23 protein-coding genes are annotated in these 24,578 nt (G+C 62.4%); 10 read left to right on the forward strand and 13 right to left on the reverse strand.

From position 1 onward, the window contains the following. Positions 1 to 69: 69 nt before the first annotated feature. The 7 genes from ABLE85_RS22040 to ABLE85_RS22070 all read left to right on the forward strand — a co-directional run bounded on the left by ABLE85_RS22040 (position 70) and on the right by ABLE85_RS22070 (position 8,452). A complete protein-coding gene (locus tag ABLE85_RS22040) occupies positions 70 to 963 on the forward strand; it encodes a LysR substrate-binding domain-containing protein (protein ID WP_348794852.1) in 894 nt (297 codons plus the stop codon). A gap of 306 nt (positions 964 to 1,269) precedes the next feature. Next, positions 1,270 to 2,301, forward strand: coding sequence for a transporter substrate-binding domain-containing protein (locus tag ABLE85_RS22045; RefSeq protein WP_348794853.1), 1,032 nt, complete (start codon positions 1,270 to 1,272; stop codon positions 2,299 to 2,301). A gap of 68 nt (positions 2,302 to 2,369) precedes the next feature. Further along, positions 2,370 to 3,575: an ABC transporter permease subunit gene (locus tag ABLE85_RS22050; protein ID WP_348794854.1), complete on the forward strand. Its 1,206-nt coding sequence runs from the start codon at positions 2,370 to 2,372 to the stop codon at positions 3,573 to 3,575. Continuing rightward, on the forward strand, positions 3,572 to 4,702 hold the full coding sequence (locus ABLE85_RS22055; protein WP_348794855.1) for an amino acid ABC transporter permease: 1,131 nt from the start codon (positions 3,572 to 3,574) through the stop codon (positions 4,700 to 4,702). Before ABLE85_RS22050 ends, ABLE85_RS22055 begins: the two co-directional genes overlap by 4 nt. Before the next feature lie 29 nt (positions 4,703 to 4,731). Next, entirely contained in the window at positions 4,732 to 5,490 is a 759-nt protein-coding gene (locus ABLE85_RS22060) for an amino acid ABC transporter ATP-binding protein (RefSeq protein ID WP_348794907.1), read from the forward strand. Positions 5,491 to 6,077: 587 nt separating this feature from the next. Next, entirely contained in the window at positions 6,078 to 7,775 is a 1,698-nt protein-coding gene (locus tag ABLE85_RS22065) for a PQQ-binding-like beta-propeller repeat protein (protein ID WP_348794856.1), read from the forward strand. A gap of 95 nt (positions 7,776 to 7,870) precedes the next feature. Beyond that, a complete protein-coding gene (locus ABLE85_RS22070; protein WP_348794857.1) occupies positions 7,871 to 8,452 on the forward strand; it encodes a c-type cytochrome in 582 nt (193 codons plus the stop codon). Here the strand turns inward: ABLE85_RS22070 and ABLE85_RS22075 are convergent. From ABLE85_RS22075 to ABLE85_RS22125, 11 genes are all read right to left on the reverse strand, one after another. Further along, positions 8,434 to 9,513, reverse strand: coding sequence for an ankyrin repeat domain-containing protein (locus ABLE85_RS22075; protein WP_348794858.1), 1,080 nt, complete (start codon positions 9,511 to 9,513; stop codon positions 8,434 to 8,436). The two genes, ABLE85_RS22070 and ABLE85_RS22075, sit on opposite strands and share 19 nt — an antisense overlap. Positions 9,514 to 9,558: 45 nt before the next feature. Then, positions 9,559 to 9,717, reverse strand: coding sequence for a hypothetical protein (locus tag ABLE85_RS22080; protein WP_348794908.1), 159 nt, complete (start codon positions 9,715 to 9,717; stop codon positions 9,559 to 9,561). Between the two features lie 380 nt (positions 9,718 to 10,097). Next, entirely contained in the window at positions 10,098 to 10,796 is a 699-nt protein-coding gene (locus tag ABLE85_RS22085; RefSeq protein ID WP_348794859.1) for an IS6 family transposase, read from the reverse strand. Positions 10,797 to 11,036: 240 nt separating this feature from the next. Beyond that, positions 11,037 to 12,491 (reverse strand): APC family permease, encoded by a 1,455-nt coding sequence (locus ABLE85_RS22090; RefSeq protein ID WP_348794860.1) that lies wholly within the window; start codon positions 12,489 to 12,491, stop codon positions 11,037 to 11,039. Positions 12,492 to 12,566: 75 nt separating this feature from the next. Beyond that, positions 12,567 to 13,082: a flavin reductase family protein gene (locus tag ABLE85_RS22095; RefSeq protein WP_348794861.1), complete on the reverse strand. Its 516-nt coding sequence runs from the start codon at positions 13,080 to 13,082 to the stop codon at positions 12,567 to 12,569. A gap of 6 nt (positions 13,083 to 13,088) precedes the next feature. After that, entirely contained in the window at positions 13,089 to 14,429 is a 1,341-nt protein-coding gene (locus tag ABLE85_RS22100) for a glutamine synthetase family protein (RefSeq protein ID WP_348794862.1), read from the reverse strand. Next, positions 14,419 to 15,108: a TetR/AcrR family transcriptional regulator gene (locus ABLE85_RS22105; protein WP_348794863.1), complete on the reverse strand. Its 690-nt coding sequence runs from the start codon at positions 15,106 to 15,108 to the stop codon at positions 14,419 to 14,421. Before ABLE85_RS22105 ends, ABLE85_RS22100 begins: the two co-directional genes overlap by 11 nt. After that, positions 15,105 to 16,397: an alpha/beta fold hydrolase gene (locus tag ABLE85_RS22110; protein ID WP_348794864.1), complete on the reverse strand. Its 1,293-nt coding sequence runs from the start codon at positions 16,395 to 16,397 to the stop codon at positions 15,105 to 15,107. The genes ABLE85_RS22105 and ABLE85_RS22110 overlap by 4 nt, the downstream gene beginning before the upstream one ends. 5 nt (positions 16,398 to 16,402) lie before the next feature. Further along, positions 16,403 to 17,716 (reverse strand): acyl-CoA dehydrogenase family protein, encoded by a 1,314-nt coding sequence (locus tag ABLE85_RS22115; RefSeq protein WP_348794865.1) that lies wholly within the window; start codon positions 17,714 to 17,716, stop codon positions 16,403 to 16,405. 19 nt (positions 17,717 to 17,735) lie between these two features. Further along, positions 17,736 to 18,731 (reverse strand): peptidase M29, encoded by a 996-nt coding sequence (locus ABLE85_RS22120; RefSeq protein WP_348794866.1) that lies wholly within the window; start codon positions 18,729 to 18,731, stop codon positions 17,736 to 17,738. Between the two features lie 151 nt (positions 18,732 to 18,882). After that, positions 18,883 to 19,092 carry a hypothetical protein gene (locus ABLE85_RS22125; RefSeq protein ID WP_348794867.1) on the reverse strand — a complete coding sequence of 70 codons (210 nt, stop codon included), beginning with the start codon at positions 19,090 to 19,092 and terminating at the stop codon, positions 18,883 to 18,885. Positions 19,093 to 19,219: 127 nt separating this feature from the next. Here ABLE85_RS22125 and ABLE85_RS22130 point away from each other — a divergent pair, with 127 nt between their 5' ends. Beyond that, a complete protein-coding gene (locus tag ABLE85_RS22130; protein WP_348794868.1) occupies positions 19,220 to 19,903 on the forward strand; it encodes a GntR family transcriptional regulator in 684 nt (227 codons plus the stop codon). Positions 19,904 to 20,005: 102 nt separating this feature from the next. Here ABLE85_RS22130 and ABLE85_RS22135 read toward each other — a convergent pair whose 3' ends face one another. Beyond that, complete coding sequence (locus tag ABLE85_RS22135) at positions 20,006 to 20,797, reverse strand: helix-turn-helix domain-containing protein (protein ID WP_348794869.1); 792 nt, start codon at positions 20,795 to 20,797, stop codon at positions 20,006 to 20,008. Positions 20,798 to 20,977: 180 nt separating this feature from the next. On the opposite strand from ABLE85_RS22135, the gene ABLE85_RS22140 reads away from it, so the two are divergent. Then, positions 20,978 to 22,516 (forward strand): 4-hydroxyphenylacetate 3-hydroxylase N-terminal domain-containing protein, encoded by a 1,539-nt coding sequence (locus ABLE85_RS22140; RefSeq protein WP_348794870.1) that lies wholly within the window; start codon positions 20,978 to 20,980, stop codon positions 22,514 to 22,516. 12 nt (positions 22,517 to 22,528) lie between these two features. Next, positions 22,529 to 23,041, forward strand: coding sequence for a flavin reductase (locus tag ABLE85_RS22145; protein ID WP_348794871.1), 513 nt, complete (start codon positions 22,529 to 22,531; stop codon positions 23,039 to 23,041). Between the two features lie 12 nt (positions 23,042 to 23,053). On the opposite strand, the gene ABLE85_RS22150 is transcribed toward ABLE85_RS22145, so the two are convergent. After that, positions 23,054 to 24,532: an aldehyde dehydrogenase gene (locus ABLE85_RS22150; RefSeq protein ID WP_348794872.1), complete on the reverse strand. Its 1,479-nt coding sequence runs from the start codon at positions 24,530 to 24,532 to the stop codon at positions 23,054 to 23,056. Positions 24,533 to 24,578: the final 46 nt, after the last annotated feature.

Here is a 24,578-nt window from a genome sequence, read left to right on the forward strand (position 1 = left end):
AAAGTTAATAATCTTTGCATATATGTTCTGATCTGCTAATGAATGCGCAGTGAGAACGGAGAGTGCAAGATGGATCTCGCCCGGCTGCGCGCCCTAAGAGAATTGTCGATACGCAAGACCATGGCGGCAGTGGCCGAGGCGCTTTACGTCTCGCCATCCGCTGTGTCGCAGCAGCTCGCCCTTCTGGAAGAAGAGGTCGGCATCGCCCTGATCGAGCGCCGCGGTCGCGGGGTCACCCTGACGCTTGCGGGTCAGCAACTCGTCGAGCGTGCCGAACGTATTCTCGCCGAGCTGGAATCGGCCCGCGCGGACATTGCCGAATTGAAGAAGGTGATTGCCGGCGAGTTGCGCGTCGCGGCCTTTCCATCTGTTGCCGCAGCGCTGATACCGGCAACGGTGCATGAGCTGCTTCAACTGCATCCGCGATTGACCGTCCAGTTTGACGAAATGGAGCCGGCCGAGAGCCTTGCCGCCCTGCGCAGCTGGCAGACTGACGTTGCGATCATTGACGACCTGAACGTCCCCCCTGGGGCGTTGGACCCAAATGTCGAGACGATCCCGCTGATGGAGGACATCTTCAATGTGATGGTGTCGAAAGACCACCGCCTTGCCGAACGGCCCACCGTGACCTTGCAGGAACTGCGCGGCGAGCGGTGGGCAATCGATACGGCTTCGTCGACTTACACGCGCATGCTGACCGACGCCTGCCAGGCGGCGGGTTTCAACCCGCATATCGTGGCCCGCTGCAAGGGGTTCGAGGTGACCATCGCGCTCATCCGAGAGAACTACGGCATCTCGATGCTGCCGGGTCTGCGCGCAAGTAACGATCTCGAAGATGTGTGGGTCTGCAAGGTGGTGCCCGAAATCCGACGCAAGATCTCGCTGGCCTTCCGCAAGGGCGAGAAGCGCAGCCCTGCGCTGCAGGCATTTATCGCGCAGATTGAAAATCGGGTCAGGCCTTGAGGCGACGTCAGGGGTGGGGCGGTCAAGCCGCCGGCAGGCGCGAGGCTCCTGGTCAATCGTCTATTTTTCCTAAACTGTAAGGCAAGGAGAATTAAGTAGACCTGAATAAACCGCATTTTTATCCTGCGGCGGTCGATTTATGGGCGCGCTTGCGGGAGGAACCTCAATAGCGAACTTAGGCCAAATGGCGGGAACGCTTGCTTCAAAACGGCAAAGCCGCCGTTGTCTAACGCCCTTTCAAATCTACGCCACGATGCAGCCATACAGCGTGCCCACGCACATTTTCGTCATATGGGAAGGAATGCGATGAAACTCATGAAAATTCTGGCGGCCGGCGTGTTTGCCGGGCTTGCCTTTGCCGCCACCCAGGCGTCGGCATCAGTGCTGGATACCGTCAAGCAGCGGGGAACGCTGAACTGCGGAACCGACAACACCGCGCCGGGCTTTGGCTACCTGAACACCACGACGGGGCAGATGGAAGGCCTGGACGTCGACTTCTGCAAGGCCATCGCCGCAGCAGTCCTGGGCGACGCTTCGAAGGTCAAGTTCGTCACGGTGACCGACAAGAGCCGCTTTGACGCCGTGCTGACCAACCAGGTCGACGTTGTTTTCGCGCACACCACCGTCAAGCCGGCGCGCGAGTCGTCGATTGCGATCGACTTCCTGCCGATCAACTTCTACGACGGCACCGGCATCATGGTGAAGGCCGACAGCGGCGTGAAGGAGTTCGCCGATCTCGACGGCGCGACCATCTGCACGACGCAGGGCTCGGCCACCGAGACGGTTCTGACTGGCGCCTTCAAGGCACGCGGCTGGAAGACTTCCAAGGTCCTGACCTATGAGAACCTCGAGAAGCTGTTCGCTGCGCTGAACTCTGGCCGCTGCAACGCGATGAGCACGGACAAGTCGGCACTCGCCGCCTGGGCCGGCAACTCGCCGACCCCGGCTGACTACGTGATCCTCCCCGACACGCTCGACAAGTCGCCCTTCGCCGGTTTCGTCGCCGCTAACGACTCCAAGTGGCGCAACGCGCTGCGCTGGATCAGCTTCGGCCTGTTCCAGGCAGAAGAGTCCGGCATCACCCAGGCGAACCTCGATGAGCAGCTGAAGAGCGAAGATCCGTTCGTCCAGAAGTTCCTCGGCGTGGGCGCTGGCTACGGCAAGGACTTCGGTCTTCCGGAGGACTTCGTCGCCCAGGCAGTCAAGGCCGTCGGCAACTACGGCGAGATCTACGATCGCAACCTCGGCCCGAACACGAAGATGTATCTCGATCGCAAGGGCACCCCGAACGCGCCCTGGACGCAGGGCGGCGCGATCTATTCGCCCCTCTGGAACTGATCCATACACGCTCGCTGAGGCGGAACTCCCGCCTCAGCGATTTTTGAGAAGGCGTTTGGTACTTCGATATGACCATTGAACAAACGGATGCGGGCCATCTCACCGCCAATGATGGTTCGCGGCGGCGGCGCAATCGGCTCAGACACGAAGCCATTCAGTTCGCTATCATCGCTGCAGCCATCGGACTGGTTGCAATCTTTGCCATTGCCGTCAAAGAGGGACTGGCAAGACACGGCATCAAGTTCAGCTTTTCGTTCCTCTGGGATGCCGCCGGCTTCGACATCAGCGAAGGCAAGACCTTTGTCTTCAATGAAGGGGCCTGGCCGGGCTTCATCGATTTCACGGCGGACCTCGCAGTCGCACAGGCCTTCGTCACGGGCCTCATAAACACGATCAAGATCGCCATTCTCGCCATTGTGCTGAGCACGGTTCTCGGAACGCTTCTCGGCGTCGGCCGACTTTCCACGAACTGGGTGGTGCGGAATCTTTCGTTCTGGTGCGTTGAGTTCGTCCGCAATACGCCGCTGCTGATCCAGCTCGTCTTCTGGTACTTCGCGGTTGTCCTGCATTTCCCGCCGCTGGCTGCAGCAGCCAAGCTGTATGGCGGCATCATCATCAGCCAGCAGGGGCTCTATTTTCCCATCCCCGTTTGGCAGGGAGAGGGTTCCTGGGTAGCGCTCGCCATGCTGGCCGCGACCTTGGTAGCCGCCGCAGGTGCGATTTTCGGCTCGACCGGGAAGCCGCGGTGGATATTTGCTGGTTCGGCTCTGGCTCTTTTCTGCCTGATGCTGGCAGACGGCGCGATCGCGCTGGACTTTCCGGTCGCCTCGAAATTCCAGGCCCATGGCGGCACGAGCATGAGCCCCGAAATGGCGGCCCTGCTCCTTGCGGTCGTGGTCAATAGCGCGGCCTACATCGCAGAGATCGTTCGCGGATCGATCGACGCGCTGCCGAAGGGCCAATGGGAAGCTGCCGCCTCCCTCGGACTGAGCCGTCGTCACACCGTGAACGACATCATTCTTCCGCAGGTCTTTCGCGTTGTGCTGCCCTCGTTCGGCAACCAGTACATCAGCCTGACCAAGAACACCGCGCTCGGTATCGCGATCGGCTATCCGGAGCTCTTCAACATCTACGGAACGATCGCAAACCAGACGGGCCATAGCCTTGAGGGCATCATCATCGTCATGGTTTCCTACCTGATCCTGAGCTGGATCATCAGCGCGCTCGTCTCCTGGGCCGACAAACGTCTTACCGGTCAGGGAGCCGCGCGATGATCGCCAAATCGTTGAAATGGTCCCGGCACAACCTCTTCGCCAAGCCGTTCGATGCGCTGCTGTCGCTCACCGTGATCCCGAGCGGCCTTTGGCTCATTTACCAAACGGTCGCGTGGGTACTGACAAAGGCGCAGTGGGACATCATCCCGCAGAGCCTGCGCGTGTTGATGATCGGCGTTTACCCGGCCGACCAGGCCTGGCGTGCGTGGACGACGGTGATCATCATCGGCGCGTTGCTGGGCGCGGCGCTTGGCTGTGTCTTTGCCTTTCGGCGCCACCACGCGGCATTTCTGGCGGTCGCCCTGCTCGCCGTGCTGTTCCTGACGGCCGAAGGTGATTTCGCAACCTCGATCTTCATCTTTGCCACGATCGCGATCTCGGTCGGCGGATGGATACTCACTTCGCATTGGGCGCCCGTCCGGCGCGCGCTTGTCCCGGCAAGCTTCCTCGGCCTCATCGGAATATTCGCGGTGCTGGCACCGCCCGGCGTCGGGCTATGGGGCGGCCTGCTGCTGAGCGTCCTCATCACTCTCGTGACCTCCATCCTGACGCTGCCGATCGGCATCCTGCTGGCATTCGGGCGCCGCAGCCGCCTCTCCAGCGTGCGCGTGATCTGCACCGCCTATATCGAGGTCATGCGTTCCGTGCCGCTGATCCTCGTCGTCTACTGGATTTGGATTCTCATGCCTGTGCTGGCGCCCGGATGGGGCCTGGCAGACGTTGCCCGTGGCATGATCGGCTTCACCGTGTTCTATTCCGCCTATGTCGCCGAATATGTGCGCTCCGGCCTGCAGGCGGTGCCACGCGGACAGACCGAAGCCGCGCGCTCGCTCGGCATGAGCGAACTCGACATCAATCGCTACATCGTACTTCCACAGGCGATCCGGGTGGTGGTGCCCCCGCTGGTCGGCAACGTGCTGGATATCTTCAATGCGGCCCCGCTGGTGTTCATCATCGGGCTCACGGATTTCCTACGTGCAGGACAGATGATCCTTGCCAATCCTCAGTACGGCAACCGCACCTACGAAGTCTATTCGTTCCTGTTCGTGACGTATTTTCTCGTAGGTTCCTTGATCACGTTTGTCGCCCGCAAGCTCGAAGCCCATCTCGCGAAAGGCACCCGATGAGCGGCCTCAACCCCAATGGAGTCAATTCAATGAACGCCATCGTTGAAATGAAAGGTCTCAACAAGTTCTACGGAACTCATCACGTTCTGAAGAACATCGACCTTTCCGTTGCGCGCGGGGAAGTTGTGGTGGTGCTCGGTGCGAGCGGGTCCGGTAAGTCCACGCTGATCCGCTGTGTAAACGGCCTCGAGATGTACCAGAACGGCAGCCTGCGGGTCGATGGCTTCCAGATGCCGGTGGAGGAGGACCGCAAGCTCGGCGGCGAGCGCGAGCTTGCCGCCATCCGCAAGGGCGTCGGCATGGTCTTCCAGCAATTCAACCTCTTTCCACACAAGACGGTGCTGGAGAACATCACGATTGCGCCGATGCGCGTGCGCAAGAAGTCGAAGGCCGAAGCCGAGGCGACCGCCCTTGCCCTGCTTGAACAGGTCGGCTTGACCGCTCATGCACACAAGTATCCGGCGCAACTGTCCGGCGGCCAGCAACAGCGCGTCGCAATTGCGCGGTCGTTGGCGATGGAACCGCATCTGATGCTGTTCGACGAGCCGACTTCCGCGCTTGACCCGGAAATGGTCGGCGAAGTCCTGGATGTCATGCGCAAACTTGCGGCGGATGGCATGACTATGATGATCGTTACCCACGAAATGGGCTTCGCGCGCGAGGTTGCGGACCGTATCGTCTATATCGACCAAGGCGCGATCATGGAGATCGCGAAGCCGGACGAGTTTTTCACGCAGCCGAAGAATGAACGTGCGCGGTCTTTCCTTTCCCGTGTTCTCAAGCACTAAGTGCCCCTTGGGGCGATGTCACGATAACCGCCTTCAACGCGGGCTCGAGCTGCCCGTCTATGGTCCGCGCCAAGTGGGGCGGCCAAACAAGATCGCGCCTTTTCCAGTTTGCGACAAAACCCGCAGCACAAAAACGCCGCCTGTAGCGGCCTCACCGGGCTCCCGGCCGGCGAAAATCCAGTTCTCTGCAAGGCGCCAAACAATACGTTATGCGAGGCGTCACAGGTAGCAGAGAAACGTCTCTGCTGTGCATGATCCCCGATCATGAACGGCCAGTTTTTCGAGCTCGTTCCGGATTGCTCGCTCGCCTCTCACGTCACCGTCAAGCGGAACGGCTAAGAGGGGCCTGGGCTGCACAGGAGAACGATTCACGCTAGATCCGCTCCAGCAACTGCGGGGAGTAAACATCTAGGCATCGATCGGTCAGCCACACCTCCCGCAGAAGCGCGCCACTTTGCAGGCCGAGATCACTTCCACCCCTGTGGACGTCGCTTGCCGCTGCGGAATGTGATAGTTTAATGGCTTATCCGCTGCGTTCGCCTTGGGCGAGCGCATTGTCAGCACATCAAGTGCTGAGGGAGGAAACCATGACAAACTGGTCGAAGAAGTGCGCTGGCGGCGCGGCCGCCTGCGTATTTGCCATGCTGGCTGGAACCATCTCGGCCGCGTCGGCTCAGGAAGCAAAGACACATACCCCAGTCACCCAAGACATGCTGAGCAAAGCCGAGAGTGACGGCAACAACTTCCTCCATACAAATGCAAACTATAACCAGACCCGCTTCTACCCCAATCAGCAGATCAATAAGGACAACGTCAAAAACCTGCGGCCAGCCTGGATCTTTCAGACCGACGTCGTCGAGACCCTGGAGACGACGCCGATTGTCGTCAACGGCATCATGTATGTGACGACGGCCTTTGACCATGTCTACGCGCTGGATGCGCGCACCGGTGAGCAGATCTGGCACTACAAGCACCCGATGGGCCCGATCACGACCTTCTGCTGCGGCCCGAACAACCGAGGCGTCGCTGCCTATGGCGACAAGGTCTACCTGGGGACACTCGATGGCCAGCTCGTAGCGCTCAACGCCCAGAATGGATCGGTCGTCTGGAAGAAGGATGTCGCAGACCCGGCCCTCGGCTACAGCGAGACGATGGCGCCGACTGCCGTCGACGGCAAGATTCTCATCGGCACCAATGGCGGGGAATACGGCATCCGCGGCTTTGTGAAGGCCTATGATGCGGAGAAGGGCGACCTCCTCTGGACGTTCGACACAATCCCGGAAAAGACCGTCGGCGTCTGGGCCACGCACGATGCGACCGGCCGTGATTTGCATCGCGACATCAAAGCGGAAAAAGCCGCGCTCGCGAAAACGGGCGATCCATACAAGACCTTGGGCGGTGGCGTGTGGCAGAACCCGGCGGTCGACCTTGAGGCACGGCGCATCTACTTCGTGGTCGGCAACCCGTCCCCCGATCTGGATGGGTCGCTCCGCCCCGGGGACAACCTCTACACGGACTCGCTCGTCTCGGTGAACCTCGATACGGGCAAGTATGTCTGCCACTTCCAATACATCCCCCACGACGTGTGGGACCTCGACTCGGTCAGCCCGCCGATCATCACTCCGGTCAAGACTGACAGCGGCGAGACGGTGAAGGGCATACTGCACGGCGGCAAGACCGGGCACGTTTACGTCAACAAGGCGGACGACTGCAGCCTCATCCGCTTTTCCGAGGCCATGATCCCGCAGGAGAACATGTGGACGCTGCCGACGGCCAAAGGGGCTCGCATGCTTCCCGGCGCCAATGGCGGCGTGGAGTGGTCACCGATGGCGATCGACGCAGAGCATTCGCTTGCCTATGCAATCAATCTACACCAGCCGATGACGTATCAGGTGGAGAGCACACCTTACCCTGAAGGCAAGTTGTGGCTCGGCGGTGCCTTCAAAGTCATCCCCACCGAAGAGCAGTGGGGCAACGTGACGGCGGTCGACTACAACACCGGCAAGATTCGCTGGCAGGCGAAGACGGAGCAACCGATGATCGGCGGCGTTCTAGCCACTGCTGGCGGTCTGGTGTTCACTGGTGAAGGCAACGGCCTGTTCAAGGCCTATAACGCCGAGACTGGCGACGTATTGTGGAACTTCCGCGCCGGTGCCGGGGTCAACGCCCCTCCGGCCTCCTACACGGTAGACGGCGAGCAGTACATCGTCGTAGCCGCCGGCGGCAACACGCAACTGGACTACAAGCGCGGTAACGCCATCATCGCGTTCAAGCTTGCTCAATAGGAAGCTCCGCTTCCCGACAGGCGAAGCGCTTTGCGCTTCGCCCTCCTTGCGCCCACACTGGAGGAGTAGCAATGCGAGCCGTTCACCTAGGAAGCATGTCCGTATTTGCGGCGGTCCTCGCGCTGTCGGTCGGCCACCCCACAAATGCGCAACAGGCTGCAGCTACGCCTCCTCCGCCAGAGATCGCGGACAAAGTGCAACTATGCGCGAGCTGCCACGGCGCCGACGGAAAACCGGTCGTCGAAAAGGTGCCGATCATCTTCGGCCAGCACATGTTCTATCTGCTCACCGAGCTCAAGGACTACCGGGCGGGTCGCCGTGCAAACGAGACCATGGCTCCGATCGCCGCCGAGCTTTCCGATGATGAGATGAAGGCGCTTGCGACCTATTTCGCGGCTCAGCCCTGGCCGAATTATTCGGAAGTCACCAGCCCCGAAGACAGCGCGCGCGCGCAAAGCCTCGCTGTCGAGGGGCAGTGTACGCAGTGCCACCTCGGAGGAATGCTGGGCGACAGCCGCAACCCTCGGCTCAATCACCAGAAGGTCGACTATCTGACCCAGACGATCACCGATCTGCGGGATGGAGCCCGCAAGAATGCCGCGGCCATGGCAGCGATTGTCAAGGACTGGTCCGATGCCGACATAGCTGCGATGAGCCACTATCTCGCCGGGCTCTGATCGGCCGGCTGCGTCCGAAGCGCATTGAGCACGGCAGAATCCGACGCAAGATCGGCTGCCATTTTGCCTTGCCCGTCCCTCAAGGTTGCATCGGCGCCGTGTGCCATCAGCCATGTGACCATTTCGGCATGGCCGCGCTCGGCCGCAATCATCAATGCCGAACGTCCACGGTCGTCCACGGCATGGATGCTCGCGCCGCGCGCCACAAGCAGTTCTGCCGTTGCAAGACCGTCAGGCGCGGCAACGATATTCGGGTAGCCGGCGGCCCACATCAATGCCGTCAGCTTGTGTGCATACTCCCTATTCACGTCAGCGCCGGCATCGAGCAACATCCGCACGATCGGCGTCAGGCCCTTCGCCGCAGCATAGACAAGCGGACCCTTGCCGGTTCCGTCCGGCTCGTTGGGATCGGAGCCACGATCCAGCAGGACACGCACGAGCTGCTCGTCGCCGTCGAACGCGGCAGTGGCCAGCAAAGTCGATCCGCGTGGAGCCAGGCCGGCAGTTGAAGCTCCCCGTTCCAGCAGAATCTTCACCACGTCATGGCGCTGGCGCGCAATCGCAAGCGCCAAGGCTGTCGAGCCGTCCAGATTGGCATGATTGATGTCGGCCCCCCTGTCGAGGAGCAACCCGACCATCTCCTTGTGGCCGCTTTGTGCGGCGTAAAGCAGCGCCGTGTTGGACACGCGGTCGCGCGCGAACACCGAAGCGCCGCGGTCAAGGAGCTCCAGCACGATCGGCGTGCAGCCCAAGTCGGCTGCCCGAAACAGGAAACTGTTGAGGCGCGCGGGGTTAAGTTGGCTCTCGGCCTGCGCAATGCGTCCTTGCAGCCAGCCACAGGTCAGCGGATTGAAGTCGCTGCCCTGCTCTGCAGCTGAAGCAACTTGGCTGCAGGTGAGCACGCATGCGGTTGCAAGAACTACACGACCGCGCACAGAACGCTCCCATGAACTCTTGACCACCTCAAATATAGATGAAGTTGGGGGGCTTGTCCGAGCTCCTTTTCTGCGGATCGACGATTCCCATCGCCTGATCCGATAATCGTGACTGCTTCGGGTCACCTCGCGCCATCGCGCGCGTCAACCCGGATGACTGCAATGGGCCCTTCACTCGTCCTCAATCCCGCCACCTGCCAGCCCTGACAGAAGGTCGCCTGCGAGCAACTTTTCCCTCGAGAGCAACCCGGCATCCTCGAGCGCCTCGAAATCCGGCAGGTCGCGCAGCGTCTCGAGCCCGAACTGGGACAGGAAGGTTTTCGTCGTCACATAAGTGTAGGGTGCGCCCCAATACGTCGATACCGTTGGACCTAAGCCTATGCTCAAGCCTGTGCTTGAGCTTTCTGTTTATGCCAACTGTCCGGTCGACATGGGGGCACTTCATCATGCACTGTGTCTATGCCGCGAGTACCGACGCCTGGTTTGTGTAACAAGCCCCTAGTTATTCCTGCGCGGCCGCTATTTCGCCCGATAAGGCCGGCGTTGCTGTTCACGGCCTGCTTCTCTAAAGAACTGTTCCGCTTTGAGTGGCCCGAGTCGGAGGTGATGTGATGCAACCGCGGCGGCACCACCCATCTTTACTCCATGTAACGAAGATGGCTGTGTCGCAAACTCGCAATAGCGACGCGATCGGGCTGCACCCTTGGGGCTCAGGCAGCTAGGATGGCGAACTGCTCGGCGAGTGATGGTGCGGGATCGTAGGCGTACCTCGCCTGTCGTTTGCGCATCATGTGAACCATCTCGATGCCCGACAGGATGGATGCAGCGCATGCGGTCGATTTGAAGCCGAGCATGGATCGAACCCGACGCTTGATGCGCCGATGGTCCTGTTCGATGCGGTTGTTGAGGTACTGGCTCTGCCGGATGCGGATCGGTTTCACCTGTCGTTGTGATCGATGGCGAAGCCTGCTTTCACCATCGCAGGCAATGATTGCCTCCTTGTTCGTCTGGCTTCCGTCGATCACGATGCGACCCGGTCGGCCATGATGCTGTAGAGCCTTACGAAGAAAGCGCTTGGCGGCCAGAAGATCGCGGTTCTCGCTGAAGAAGAATTCGACAGTGTCACCGACACTGTCGATGGCGCGGTAGAGGTACATCCATCGACCGCGCACTCGCACATAGGTCTCATCAACATGCCACTTGCCGGTGACGGAACGCTTCCGTCTGTTGAATCTCTCAAGCAGCGGCGGCGAGAAGCGCATGACCCAGCGGTGGATCGTGGAATGGTCGACACAGATACCGCGCTCGGTCATCATTTCTTCCAGATCACGCAGGCTGAGATTGTACGCCAGATACCAGCGCACACACAGCAGGATCACCGAACGATCGAAATGGCGGCCTGAAAACATGGAACGCTCCGGGTCACAAGGAGCGGCAATCATGCATCAGCTTTCGTTGATGCTGAGTTTGCGACACAACCTTTCGGACTACGCGGAAATTGCCGCCTTCGAGGGGCCGATTCCGAAGCCGTCGGCCGCGCGGAGAACTGGCGAACTGGCGAACATGAACCAACTAGGGCAACATAACAGTATGCTTCCGAGTGCATGTCCGGCGCAGGGGTCCGCGCCGAACATGGCTGTTGCACCAGATCAGATGTGGTTGTGGCCCATGCGGGCAAACCGGGCGGGATCGGACCTTTCCAGCCGCCGCGCCAGCAGATAACCAACCACGGCCGCGGCTGGGATCAGCGACGGCAGAATGATGCCGAGTGCGCCGCCGGTAGTGTCGGTCAGGTCGCCAAAGTTCATGAATATATAGACGAACAGTGCCGCCATGATCACTCCCGAAACTAGGGGCAGGATCAGCGTCGACAGCGGCGAACCCGCCACCCCGTGTCGACGAAAGAAGACGATCACCGAAACCGAAGTGACGGTCATCATGCCGAGCACGCCGAGCGTGCCGACCTGGCTTATCCAAGTGAACATGTTCAGCACCGGATCGAGCCCCAGACCCGCAAAGAATGCGAGGACGATAAGCGCGCCGATTGTCTGAACCACGGAGCCGATATGCGGGCTCTGGTGGGCGTCATGCGTGCGGCCGAAGGCGGCAGGCAGCAGCCCTTCGCGCCCGGCGACATAGCTGTAGCGCGCAATGTAGTTGTGGAAGGCCGAAAGGGCAGCGAACAGGCTGGACACCAGTAGGATGCCCGCGATCGCCGGCACCGGGCCACCGACATACTCGCCGGCAAGGTCGAAGAAGAAGTTCGACGGGTCGGGCAGGCCCTGGATCGTCGGCACCAGCTTGTCGGCGCCCACGCCCACGATCATCAGCCAGGTCGTGAAAACGAAGAAGATGCCGATCATCAGCACCGAGAGAAAGGTGGCGCGGGGAATGGTCTTTTCCGGCTCGCGTGCCTCTTCAGCATAGATCGTCGTCGCCTCGAAGCCGATGAAGCAGCCCAGGCAGAACAGAATTGCCGCCGTCAGCGAGCCCGAGAAGATGGCGTTCGTGTCGAAGAGATTGAACGACAGGCCGCTGGCACCGCCCTTGCCGAGAATGGCGAAGTCGACGATCAGCACGACCAGATATTCCAGTGCCACCACGAAGACGAGCACCTTGGCCGACAGATCCACCTGCCGGTAGCCGAGGAAGCCGACCAGCGCTATGGCCATCAGGCTCCATCCCCACCAGGGTAGCGCCAGGCCGAAATCAGCGAAGACGCCGGACGCAATGCCGCCGAAAAGGCCGATCAGGCCGAACTGCATGGCGTTGTAGGCGACCAGCGCCGTGATCGCTACCGCGCCGGCAGCACGACCGCCCAAGCCGCGGGCGGCATAGGCGTAGAAGGCCCCCGCATTGGTGACGTGCCGCGACATCGCGACATAGCCGACCGCGAAAGCCAGCATGACGAGGGTCACGAAAATGAACGTGGCCGGAATGCCGGCCCCATTACCCAGCATGAAGGCCAGTGGCATCGCGCCCGCCACGCCCGTCAGCGGCGCCGCGGCCGAGATCACCATGAATGTCACGGCGATCAGGCCAAGCGAATTCTTGCGGAGCTGGTTTGTACCAACCCCCGCTCCTACTCCCGTTATGTCTGTCATAGTTGTCGTTCCTCTCTCTTTGAATTCTTGGCGCCGGTCTTGCCGCCGACTGCCCGTGATGTATTTGAAAGCTCCTCAGTTGCCCGGAGGCAGTTGCACGGCGCGCCGATAGGTGCGCTGGCCATAGAGCAGTGCCGCCGGGCTTTCCGAAAGCCGGACGGACGTGACGCGTCCAACGATGATGTGATGGGTCTCCCACAGAAGCGACGTCGCCACGCGGCACTCGAACGCCGCGGTCGCTCCGTCGATCATCGGCTGGCCCAGCGGGCTCGGCACCCAGGCCGCCCGGTCGAAACGGGCTGCATGCTCGCCTGCCCCGATACGGCCGGCAAAGAGGTCCGATACGTCCTGCTGGTCCTCCTGCAGAAGGTTCGCGCAGAACGCCCGGTTCTTCAGTATGGCCGGCGCTGCCGGGCTGAGCTGATGGATGCAGGCCAGAAGCGAGGGCTGGTCACCATCGGCCGAAACCGAGGTGAGCGAGCTGATGGTCACCCCGTAGCGGCCAGCCTCGCCATCGGTCGTGGCGACCGCGACGAAGGTAGCGGCTCGGCTCATGCCTTCCAGAAAACGGGCGCGCAGGTCTGCATCCATCTTGGTTCACCCCAGATCGAAGAAGCGTTCCAGTTCCACGTCGGGAACCTTGCGGCGGAATTCGTTGTGCTGGCTTTCGCGGGTGGAAGTGAAGGCCTCGACGAAGCGCGGCCCGAACCAGTCCTTCGCGAAATCCGATTGGCGCAGCCGGTCGATCGCTTCGGGCATGGAGCGCGCGAAGTCGCGAGGCGCCTCCTGCGTGTATCCGTTGCCGATGGTCTCTGGCTCGGGTTCGATCTGTTCCAGAATGCCGGCCACGCCTGCCGCCACCGTGGCGGCGACCGTAAGGTAGGGGTTGGTGTCCGCGCCCGGCAGCCGGTTTTCTACGCGCAGCGAGCCGGCATCGTGGCCGACGATGCGGAAGCAGGTCGTGCGATTCTCAAAACCCCAGGTCAGGCCGGGAGGCGCGAATGTTCCCGGCGCGAAGCGGCGGTAGGAATTGACCGTCGGTTGGAAGAGGAGCGTAAGGTCGCCGATATAGGTCTGCAGGCCGCCAATGAAGTGGCGGAAGGTCTGCGACACGCCGTTCTTCTGCGAGGAGTCGTAGAAGACTGACCTGCCCTCGCGGTCCTTCAACGAGACATGGACATGGATCGACTGGCTGTCTGCCGCCTCGGTCCAGCGCGGCATGAAGGTGACGCACTTGCCCTGCCTCTGCGCTAGAGCGCGCAGAAAATTCTTCAGGAGCACCAGTTGGTCGGCGGGCTCCAGTCCCTCCCCGGCTACGATACAGGCTTCGAGGAAGCCGCCGCCGATCTCCTCATGCATCTTGGCGAGGTCGATGCGCAGCGGCTCGCACATTGCGGCAACTGCCTCGTACCATTCCGTCTGCTCGACCTGATAGAGTACCAGGTCGTGGCTGTTGTGCTGCGTCGCGGTCTTGAGGTTGCGATAGCCCTTGGCGCGCGCGCTTTCCGGCGTCTCGTCGAACAGCGTGTACTCGAGCTCCATGCCGTAGCGCGGCAGGTATCCGGCCTTCGCCACGCGGTCGAGCACGCGCTTGAGGATGGACCGCGGGCAGAGTTCAGCCGTATCGCCGGAATAGTTGGAGAGCACCAGAAGGTCGTGCCCGGGCTTCGACCACGGCAGGCGACGAATGGTGGCCGGGTCGACGACCAGCGGGTCGTCGTGGAAGTCGGAGCTGCCGTCGGAGACGCCCGGGATCGTCTGCACCACGTCGGTCGGGTCCAGCGCCAGGGTCACCGGCGACATGCCCATGCCGCTTTTCGCGATCCCTTTCAGGCTGCCCACGGAAACCATCTGCCCGCGCAGAAGCCCGTTGGTGTCGGTCATCGCAACCGTGGCAAATCGGCTGGCCGGATCGGCCAGGTAGTCGTCAATCGTCATGTTCCACCTGCTGAAGGGAGTGGGCGCTTATCAGCGCCTCTAGTTTGGCCAGATCCTCCTCTGGCCGGGTCGAATAGGCTTTTAGGAATACCCTGAGCCCGTTGTTCAGATATCGCGCCACCTCCGCTCGGCTGGGGAGGTGGTCGGGCATGTAGAGGGCCTGGGTTCGCGGTGCCGAAAGGATCAGGCCCCAAAGGTCCTGGGCGGCCAGTTCCGCGTCCTCGAAGGCGAGCTGTCCCGCGGCCCTGCGGCCCTCCAGATAATCCATGATCCCGCGCAGAAGGCGGTCGGGACCGGATTCCTGATAGGCGCGGCCGATCTCGGGGAAACGCTGCACTTCGCCGATGATCAGGCGCGCAAGCGAAAGGAGGTCGGGGCGCATCACCGTGTCGGCATAGTCCCAGGCAAAGCCGTGTAGGTCGGCCACAATGCCCTTGCCGGAGGGGTGCTGGAAGAACTCCAGCATCTGGTCGCGCTCGCCTAGCATCATGGCCGAGAAGAGCGCCTCCTTGGACGCAAAATACTGGTAGAGCGTCGGCTTCGACAGGCCCGCCTCGATGGCGACGGCATCCATCGTCGCGCCGGAATAGCCGGTCTCGGAAAAGACCTTCAGCGCAGCCTCCAGAATACGCCGCTCGCGTTCAATTCGGTTCTGCTGGCGGCGCGGAAGAGCGGTCATTTCGGCAGCTTTCTCAGGAAATCCAACAAGATACGGCTATAGGCTTCGGGCTGCTCGACATTGCAGACGTGGCCGGCATCCGCGATGGTTTCGTAGCGAACGTCTGCCATCGGGGCCTGAGCCAATATACGGCCCGCGACGCCCCGGATCTCGACCGGCGATGCCAGCCGGTCGTGCTCGCCCGTCATCATCAGCACCGGCATGGTCAGGCGGGAAAAGTCGAACCGCTCGGGCGGGTTGGTGAAGCAGACCAGCGCATCGCGATAGGTCTGGGCCGGGATCGCGGCCATGGAGTCGAAGAGCTGCGCCTTCACCTCGTCCGAGGCATTCGGTCCCGCCAGCACCTTCACCACCGCCGGCGCGAAATCCGCCGGTGTCTGACCGGCATCGAGCGGCACTTCGCGACTGACGCGGAAGGCTTCGCGCTCCACAGGCCCAGCCTCCGACATGCCGGTGCAGCCACCAGACAGGACGAGCCCCGCCAGTAGTTCGGGGTGGCGCATGGCAAAGGAGGCGGCGATCCAGGACCCGTAGGACAGGCCCACCAGAACCAGCTTGTCGGCACCAAGCTGCTCGCGGATACGCAGGATATCGGCGCAGTAATCGTCAATTGTGGATTGGTTCGCGCCTAGTGTGCTGCCGCCGTATCCTCGCAGATCGAGCGCGGCTGCGCGCATCACGTTGCCGGCGGCGGCCAGTTGCGGCCGCCAGTTCCAGCGCGCTCCGCCGATGCCGTGCAGGAACAGGCAAAGCGGCCCATCTTTCGCTGGTGTTACGGTCAGGGACAACCGTGGCAGTTCGCCGAAGCTGAAATCCTCTGTGGCCACAGGCTCGGGCGGCCCTTCTTGGACGGTCGCAGCGCCACGTGGCGCAAGCTCCGAAAGCGCCGCGATGCCGGCCTCGAAGATAGGCCTGGTGCCCGCGCAGACTACTGCCGCTCGCGCCGCATCCGGCGCCTCCACGGTGGCGGTCCATTCGATGCCGCTGCCGCCGCCCTCGGCCGCGGAGACGATCATGCGGGCGTCATAGCGCTCGACGCCGGCAATGCCTTCGAGATGGGTGTAGCCAAGCGACCGGTCGCTGTCGCTGAACCAGGTGAGCTGCTCGCGGTAAAGCGTGTCTTCGCCGTGGACGGTGAAGGCGCGGATCAGCGATCCGCGCGCATCGCGTTCCTCGCGGATCGCGGCGATCCCCGGATGCCAGTGCCCGCAAAAATCGCCGGCAACTGCCCAGACCGCCTCGGGAGAGGCCGGGCAATGGCCAATGACCTGGACTTGGTCGCGCGGCATGGAAGCTACCGGACCGCGCGAGCGCCACTGCCCGTGTCGCCCCGCCAGAGCGAGTTGCGGGCGCCGCCCTCGTCGCCGGGGGCGTGGTCGAGCTCGTCCATCTCGTAGAGGGCGAGCACGCCGAGATAGTCCTCCATGATCTCGGAAGTGAAGGGCAGCATCAGCGCGCCGCAGCGGCTGTCGCGATACATGCGCTCCAGCGGCAGCGAGCGCAGCATCGACTGTCCGCCGCAGGTGCGGATCGCCATCGAGGTCATTTCGGCAGCACCTTCCATGACATTGTACTGCGCCGCATACATGCGCAGGACTTCGGCCTTGGTGGGAAAGCCCTTGGCTTCACCAAAAGCCTGCCACCAGAGCGCGCGCATGTTGGCGAGGCGCGCATACATCTTGCCGACCGCGATGCGCTTGGTGGCGTACATGCGCCGGTCGATCGGCGGCTGGCCGGGGATCTTGCCCTTCAGGTAGTCCACCATGAAGTCATAGGCGCCCTGCGCCACGCCCATATATGTGGGCGACAGCGTGATCATCATGTGCGGCCAGTTGGGCAGCGTCTTATTGAAGATGCCGCGCGGCATCAGAAGATCGTCAGCGGTGACGAAGACATCCTTCAGGATCAGGTCGCGGCTGTTGGTGCCGCGCATGCCGAGCGGGTCCCACTCGCCCTTCACGCTGAGGCCCGGCGTGTCCTTGTGGACGACGAAGAGCATCGTGTCCTCATGGCGCGGCTCCTGGCCCTCGAACACCTCGGTGCAGACGATGGTGTAGTAGTCGCAATAGCCCGCCAGAGAGGCGAACTTCTTGAAGCCGTCGATCTTCCAGCCACCGTCCACCTTGCGGCACTGGGTCTGGTTGGGCTTGGAGGTCCAGTTCTGGCCGCCTTCGGAAATCGGCTGCGAGTAGATCGCCTTCTTGGCAACGGCGCGGCGGAACTGGCGCTCGCGCAGCGGGGCGAAGGTGGCCTTCTCCTCCGGCGTCAGGTTCGGCATGTCGAACATGAAGCGCGACCAGGCCATGGACGAGTTGTGCATGTTGAAGGTCAGCGCGGTGGCGCCGCAATATTTGCCAATCTCGGCGCCGACCATAGCGTATTCGGACATCGAAAAGCCCCTGCCGCCAAACTCCTCGGGGATGCAGAGTCCCAAAAAGCCTTCGTCCGCGAGATCCCTGTAGTTCTCGACCGGGAAGGAGGCGTCGTCGTCGACGGCCTTGGCGCGGCCGGCAAAGCGCTCGCGACCCAGTTCATTCACTCGGTTGAGGACGTTCTGGACCTCCGGCCGGATGCGCGACAGGTCATAATAATCGGCAATTTCGCTCATGCTTGTTTCTCCGAAGGCGTCAGAGCGCCAGCTCCCCTTGCAGGACGCCGTTCTTGACGACGATCTTGTTGTCCAGTGCGATGGTGCAGTTGCGCATCGGCAGGTCGAAATGGCCGAGCGTGTAGCGCCCGGCATACTGGTTGGCCCCCGTGGACCACAGGAACGAACCGGCCAGCGCGCGGAACTCGACTGCCTGCATGTCGCGCTTGTCGTACATTGCGGCCGACACCCACCGGGCGCGCGGGTTCATGCCCCAGCCGACATGGCTCATGCCAAAGGCGTTGCGGTCCTCCCAAGCCTCCATGTATTCGCGAAAATGGATGGCATCGATGCCGTCGCCCTTGATGGCGGTGACGAAGTCGTTCTCGATCGCGAAGTCGATGCGGCTGGTGAGCGTGGTCTTGAACGTCAGGTTCATGTCGCCGACGTCCATGACGATGCGGCCGTTGACGGAGTTCTGGCCGGGGAAAGCCAGGCACAGCCCGCCCGGCCAGTGCGCCACCGCGCCGGGCTGGGTGCCAAAGCCGGGCGTGCCGCCGCAGGGCGCGCCGCGCAGATTGATGATGAGATCGGTGCCGGCAGCCGAGGTGACGCGCATTTCGCTCGCCTCGCGCAGCATCTGGGTGCCCAGCGCCACCTTTGGGCCAAGCTCGGCCGTCGGCTCAGTGCGCTCGAGGATTTCCGGATGTTCGTTGCAGACCACCAGGAGACGCGTGTTGCCTGCCTCTTCGATCTCCGGCCATTCGGGGGCGTGGATCAGCCCCTCCACCGTGCAGTCCACGATCACCTCGACGCGCTTCAGCGCCTCGATGACTGCGCGGTTGTGCTGGATTGCCCAGGACGTGCCGGTCGACTTCACCGGCACCGGGGCAGTCTGGCGCGGCGTGGGCATCTGGATCATGCAGTACTCGGCGCCGAGGTCGTGCAGCGCGAGATCTGACAGATGCACCAGCACCGGCCGCGATTGCGTTTCAGATAGGATGGCGACCTTGGTGCCCTGGCCGATGCCGTTCAACCTGAAGACTCGGCGGAAGCAATCAAGCCACCGCCCTTCGATGCGCTCTTGCAGCATCGCAACTCCCCCCTTGAAGCATCATGGCGACGCGAATTTCTTTACTCGTGAGTAAAGTTTCACTCGCCTCCTTTGTCAACGGGATTTTCGAAGATTATCGATCGTTCGATAATTCTTGCTCCTCGCGGGCCGACCACTCCCGCCAGGTCGGCCGTGCCAGGCTGAAGGTGGTGCGGCTGCGGACATAGTCGCTGCCATAGGACCGGGCGAAGAGATCGAGCTTGGGCGTGTCGATATGGGCGCGTTCGGGGTTCAGTACATAGTCGTCGGCGACATGCACGGTCAGCACCCGCCCGATGACCACCACCTGCGCCTGTTCCCATCGCGGAGAAAATGGGCAATTATTTTCGATAGCAGCGGTAATTTTCGAAATTTTTGGATTTGCCGACAAGCTGGACTATGGGATAGTTCCAAGCGCAGAGGAAAGCCGCATGACTCTTGCCGAAAAGGCCTATGACGCGCTGCGTCACGACATCATCCGGGGTGAACTGGCGCCGGGGCGCCCGCTGCGTCTTGCCGACCTCAGCGAACGCTACGGCATGGGTTTTTCTCCGCTCCGCGAAGCCTTGAATCGCCTTCAGGCGGAACGGCTGGTCATGGCCGAGTCGCTGCGCGGCTTCCGGGTGGCGCCGCTTTCGCTGGAGGAACTGCACGATGCGACGTCGCTGCGCATCCTGATCGAGACCGAGGCGCTGTGCGCCTCGGTTCGGCTTGGCGACGATGCCTGGGAAGCGGGAATCGTCTCGGCCCTTCATGCCCTGAACCTCCAGGCCGGCCGCACAGGCCCCGAAGCGGACATCTGGGAGTTGGAGGCGCGGCACCATGCCTTCCACCACGCGCTGCTGGCCGCCTGCAACTCGCCCTGGACGCTGGAATTCGTCGAACGCCTCTATGTGGCGACGGAACGCTATCGCATTCCGATTCTGCTGGCTGCAGCACTTCCGGCCGGGCGCGACGTACAGGCCGAGCACAGCGCGCTTGCGGAAGCAGCGCTCGAGCGCGACATCGACAAGGCGGTCGCGCGCCTGCGGGAACATTATCTCCGTACGGTGAATGATCTGGCCGACGTCATCCGACTGAACGACCCGCGCACGGCTCGGGTTGCCGCGAAGTGAACGGAAATCGGCGCCTCAGGGGCAGGTTGTCGGGCCAGTTCATGAGGCGGGGCAGACGGAGATACGCAGATGGGTCGCGACGGAGCGGGTTGTCACATAGGGTTAGCCGGCTGACGACGAGAGCTTCGAGCGCCGCCAATCGCTCGGCGCCATGCCGGTGCGAAGGCGGAAGAAGCGGGAGAAATAGGCCGGGTCCCTGAACCCGATCTCGTAGCCGATGTCTTCCAGCGGGCGGACGGTGAAGAGCAGCAGCCGCTTTGCCTCGAGCAGGCGGCGCTCGTTGACGAGTTCCTTCACCTGCATGCCGAAGGCGGCCTTGCAGGCCTTGGCCAGCAGATGCGGCGTCGTCGCGAGCGCTGCGGTATAGCGCTCGACGCTCCAGTTCTCGCGGAAATGCGCATCGATCCTGCGGCGCAGCTGCGTCGCGAGCAGGAGATGCGGCGGATGCGCCGCCGAGGGCTGGTCCGCGGCCAGGCGGGCGATCTGCGTCAGGATGGCCGACGTGAGGGATGCCATCACCGTCTGACTTCCCGCTCCGGCGCCGACATATTCCTCGGCGGCGATGTCGATCAGCCGCGCCAGACGGTCCCACAACCTGTCCTCGCCGATGCCCCAAACCATCACCGGGACGTCGAGCGGCAGGATCGTCTGCTCCCGTACCGACAGCAGGGCACCGTCCGCAATGGAGATGACGACGGCGTCGCTTTCCGTCGGCTCGACGGAAAATCCATGCACGATCCCGCTCGGCACGAAGCCCACGGCGGGCGCGGAAAAATCCAATCTTTTATCTTCGATGAAGTAGGAGCCACTGCCTCGCATCCAGTAGGTGATCTGGCCCATCAGGTCATGCTTGTGCGCACTTACCTGTCCCTGATGCAGGTTTTTTCGCGCCATAACGGTTTCCACGTGGAAAAAGCCGGGTTCGAGCGGTTGTTCCGGCTCGCCATAGACAAAGAAACTGGGAATAGCCTCGCCCATTATCTCCCCGAAAAAGTGCAAGCCATTTTGCCATTCTGTCCATGGCGGCCGCCGGACGCAATGCCTAGTCTCGATAGAACTCACGGGAGGAGTGACATGAGAGCTGAAGAATTTCGCGCCGACGCGGCGCGGCCGTTCACGGGCGCCGAATATCTGGAAAGCCTGCGCGACGGGCGCGAGGTCTATATCAACGGCGAAAGGGTCGCGGACGTCACCGCCCATCCGGCGATGCGCAATTCGGTCAGGTCGCTTGCCCGCCTTTACGATGCGCTTCACGATCCGGCGAAGAAGGACGTCCTGACATCCCCGACCGATACCGGTTCGGGCGGCTACACGCACAAATATTTCCGCGTGGCACGGTCGTCGGCCGACCTCGCTGCCCAGCAAGGGGCGATCGCCGAGTGGGCGCGCATGTCCTATGGCTGGATGGGGCGCACCGCCGACTACAAGGCCGCGCTGATGAACACTTTGGGCGCCAACGCCGCCTGGTACGGCCCCTTCAAGGACAACGCGCTCACCTGGCACAAGCGCGCCCAGGAGGCCGCGCTGTTCATGAACCACGCGATTGTCAATCCGCCGATCGACCGCCACAAGCCGGCCGATGCCGTGAAGGACGTGTTCGTCCACATTACCAAGGAAACGGATGCCGGCATCTACGTGTCCGGCGCCAAGGTGGTGGCGACCTCCTCGGCACTAACCCACTACAATTTCCTGGCCCAGAGCTCGGCCACCGTGACCGAGGACCCGTCGCTGTCGGTGATGTTCATCGTGCCCATGAACGCGCCCGGGATAAAGATGTTCTGCCGCGTCTCCTACGAACAGACGGCCAACACGGTCGGCCATCCCTTCGACTATCCCCTCTCCTCGCGCTTCGACGAGAACGACGCGATCCTTGTGCTCGACAATGTCTTCGTCCCCTGGGAGGACGTTCTCGTCCTGCGCGACGCCGCCAAGATCCTGTCCTTCCATCCGGCGTCGGGCTTCATGCACGGCTACTGCTTCCAGGGCTGCACGCGCTTTGCGGTCAAGCTCGACTTCCTCGCCGGCCTGCTTGCCAAGGCGCTGCGGGCAACGGGCGGCGATGCGTTCCGCGGCAATCAGGCGGCACTCGGCGAAGTCATCGCTCTCAGGCACATGTTCTGGAGTTTTTCCAACGCCATGGCCTACAACCCCATCCCCTGGACGGACGGGGCGGTGCTTCCCAATTTGGAAGCCGCGCTCTCCTACCGGACCTTCATGTCCGAAGCCTATCCTCGCGTGATCGAGACGATCCGCAAGGTCATCGCCTCCGGCCTCATCTACCTGCCGTCGTCCGCGAAGGATTTCGGCAATGACGAGATCGACCGCTACCTGGCACAATATGTGCGCGGCTCCAACGACATGGGCCATATCGAGCGCATCAAGATCATGAAGCTCCTGTGGGATGCGACGGGCACCGAATTCGGCGGCCGCCATGCCCTCTACGAGCTCAACTATGCCGGCGCACCGGAAGAGGTGCGGCTGCAGGTGCTGAAGGGCGCCGAGCGTGGCGGGCGGCTCAAGGAAATGGAGGCGCTGGTCGACACCTGCATGGCCGATTACGACCAGAACGGCTGGACGAACGGCACCTGGCTGCCGCCCCTTACCCAGTCCTGACGGGTGAACGCCATGGGCGAAGCCGTTTCCCGGACCGAATTCCGAAATGCGATGGCGCGGGTCTGCGCGCCGGTCAATGTCGTCACCACCAACGGACCCGCCGGGCGCGGCGGGTTCACCGCCACCGCCATGTGCTCGGTCACCGACGATCCGCCGAGCGTGCTCGTCTGCATGAACAGCCGCTCGGCGCAGTGCCCGCTCTTCATCGAAAACCGGCGTTTTTGCGTGAATGTGCTGAGCCACGACCACAAGGATCTGGCGGCGCATTTTGCGGGGGCCACGGCGGACATGGCCGAACGCTATGCCGCCGCAGATTGGGTCGAAATGAAATCCGGCAGCCATGCGCTGGCAGACGCCATCGTCGCGCTGGACTGCGAACTGGCCGACGCAAGGCTCGTTGGCACGCACCATGTGTTCATCGGCCGCGTGGTCGACATTCGGTCACGCCCGGACGGCAACGCGCTACTCTATTTCGATCGCAACTACGTTCACGTGCCGACGCAGCTCGGCAGCTTCGGCGGCTGAAAGCGGATCGGCCTACAGCTGGATCCAGGCCGTCTTTAGGTCGGTGTATTTGTCCAGCGCGTGCAGCGACTTGTCGTAGCCGTTGCCGGACTGTTTTACGCCGCCCAGCGGCACGGTGTTGTCCGCGCCGCCATAGGTGTTCACATGCACCACGCCCGCGCGGATGCCGCGCACCATGCGATGCGCGCGGGAAAGGTTCGACGTCCACACCGCCGAGGCCAGCCCATATTCGGTGGCGTTGGCGATGCGCAGTGTATCCGCTTCGTCGTCGAAGGGGATGATAGACAGGATCGGCCCAAAAACCTCTTCCCTAGCGAGCGTCATTTCCGGCGAGACGTCGAAAACGGTTGGCTCCATGTAGAACCCGCCGGTTTCCTCCAGGATGCGCCTGCCGCCGGTTCTGAGGCGTGCGCCCTCGCCAAGCGCCTTTTCCACGAAGCCAAGGTTCTTGCGCAGTTGGACGTCGCTTGAAATCGCACCTGCCTGCGTCGTGAGCAGCAACGGATCGCCCACCTTCATCTCGGCGGCAATGGCCGCGATCTTCTCCGAAAATGCCTCGCAGATCGAACGCTCGACGAGCAGGCGCGAGCCCGCAACGCACACCTGGCCGGAATTGCGGAAAATGCCAAAAGCCGAAACCTTCGCGGCCTGGTCGAGGTCGGGCGCGTCGGCGAAGACGATGTTGGGCGACTTGCCGCCCAATTCCAGATAGACGCGCTTGAGATTGGAGCGCGCCGAATATTCGAGCAGTCGCCGGCCGACATTGCCCGAGCCGGTGAAGGCGAGCACGTCGATGTCTGGATGCAGGCCGATCGCTTCGCCGGTCACCGCGCCCCTGCCCGTCACGACATTGAGAACGCCTTCCGGCAAACCAGCCTCGGCGCAGATCTCGGCCAGTCGCAGCAGGGTCAGCGACGCCCCTTCAGCAGGCTTCAGCACGACCGAATTGCCAGCCGCGAGCGCCGGCGCCACCTTCCAGGCGCCGATCATCATCGGGAAATTCCACGGCACGATGGCCGCGACCACGCCAACGGGCTCGCGGTGGATGAGGCCGAGAATATTGCCGGCCGTTGGCGCGACCTCGCCATAAACCTTGTCGAGCGCCTCGGCATAATAGCGAAACGTGCCTGCGGCACTGGCCGGCTCCGCCTTAAGCGCCATGGAGATTTCGGTGCCGTTGTCGCGCACGCCCAGCACCGCCAGTTCAAGCGCGTGCTTCTCGATCAGGTCGGCGATCCGGCCCAGCACCTTCTTGCGCTCGGCCGGGGCGGCCTTCGACCAGACGCCCTTTTCGAAGGCGGCGCGGGCAGCGTTGACTGCCGCATCCACATCATGGTTGTCAGCGTCGGCAATGGTCGTGAGCCGGCTTCCGTCGATGGGCGAGATCACATTTAGAGCTGCGCCCGACAGGGCTTCGCGCCAATTGCCCGCCACAAACAGCTTTTGCGCCGGAACGCTGTTCAGACGCAACTGGTCGATCTTTTCCTGCATGACGGGTTCCTGTCGGCAAATTCGTATCGAGAATGGTTGAACCGGC

Source organism: Mesorhizobium sp. KR1-2, from assembly GCF_040045035.1.
GTDB lineage: Bacteria > Pseudomonadota > Alphaproteobacteria > Rhizobiales > Rhizobiaceae > Pseudaminobacter.

Bases quoted from the DNA above. Each gene is read 5' to 3' on its own strand.
- ABLE85_RS22115 (WP_348794865.1), bottom strand. From the start codon at position 17,716: ATGAGCGAAATTGCCGATTATTATGACCTGTCGCGCATCCGGCCGGAG.
- ABLE85_RS22085 (WP_348794859.1), bottom strand. From the start codon at position 10,796: ATGTTTTCAGGCCGCCATTTCGATCGTTCGGTGATCCTGCTGTGTGTG.
- ABLE85_RS22140 (WP_348794870.1), top strand. From the start codon at position 20,978: ATGAGAGCTGAAGAATTTCGCGCCGACGCGGCGCGGCCGTTCACGGGC.
- ABLE85_RS22040 (WP_348794852.1), top strand. From the start codon at position 70: ATGGATCTCGCCCGGCTGCGCGCCCTAAGAGAATTGTCGATACGCAAG.
- ABLE85_RS22055 (WP_348794855.1), top strand. From the start codon at position 3,572: ATGATCGCCAAATCGTTGAAATGGTCCCGGCACAACCTCTTCGCCAAG.
- ABLE85_RS22045 (WP_348794853.1), top strand. From the start codon at position 1,270: ATGAAACTCATGAAAATTCTGGCGGCCGGCGTGTTTGCCGGGCTTGCC.
- ABLE85_RS22070 (WP_348794857.1), top strand. From the start codon at position 7,871: ATGTCCGTATTTGCGGCGGTCCTCGCGCTGTCGGTCGGCCACCCCACA.
- ABLE85_RS22130 (WP_348794868.1), top strand. From the start codon at position 19,220: ATGACTCTTGCCGAAAAGGCCTATGACGCGCTGCGTCACGACATCATC.
- ABLE85_RS22145 (WP_348794871.1), top strand. From the start codon at position 22,529: ATGGGCGAAGCCGTTTCCCGGACCGAATTCCGAAATGCGATGGCGCGG.
- ABLE85_RS22050 (WP_348794854.1), top strand. From the start codon at position 2,370: ATGACCATTGAACAAACGGATGCGGGCCATCTCACCGCCAATGATGGT.
- ABLE85_RS22105 (WP_348794863.1), bottom strand. From the start codon at position 15,108: ATGACCGCTCTTCCGCGCCGCCAGCAGAACCGAATTGAACGCGAGCGG.
- ABLE85_RS22065 (WP_348794856.1), top strand. From the start codon at position 6,078: ATGACAAACTGGTCGAAGAAGTGCGCTGGCGGCGCGGCCGCCTGCGTA.
- ABLE85_RS22135 (WP_348794869.1), bottom strand. From the start codon at position 20,797: ATGGCGCGAAAAAACCTGCATCAGGGACAGGTAAGTGCGCACAAGCAT.
- ABLE85_RS22095 (WP_348794861.1), bottom strand. From the start codon at position 13,082: ATGGATGCAGACCTGCGCGCCCGTTTTCTGGAAGGCATGAGCCGAGCC.
- ABLE85_RS22090 (WP_348794860.1), bottom strand. From the start codon at position 12,491: ATGACAGACATAACGGGAGTAGGAGCGGGGGTTGGTACAAACCAGCTC.
- ABLE85_RS22110 (WP_348794864.1), bottom strand. From the start codon at position 16,397: ATGCCGCGCGACCAAGTCCAGGTCATTGGCCATTGCCCGGCCTCTCCC.
- ABLE85_RS22060 (WP_348794907.1), top strand. From the start codon at position 4,732: ATGAACGCCATCGTTGAAATGAAAGGTCTCAACAAGTTCTACGGAACT.
- ABLE85_RS22150 (WP_348794872.1), bottom strand. From the start codon at position 24,532: ATGCAGGAAAAGATCGACCAGTTGCGTCTGAACAGCGTTCCGGCGCAA.
- ABLE85_RS22100 (WP_348794862.1), bottom strand. From the start codon at position 14,429: ATGACGATTGACGACTACCTGGCCGATCCGGCCAGCCGATTTGCCACG.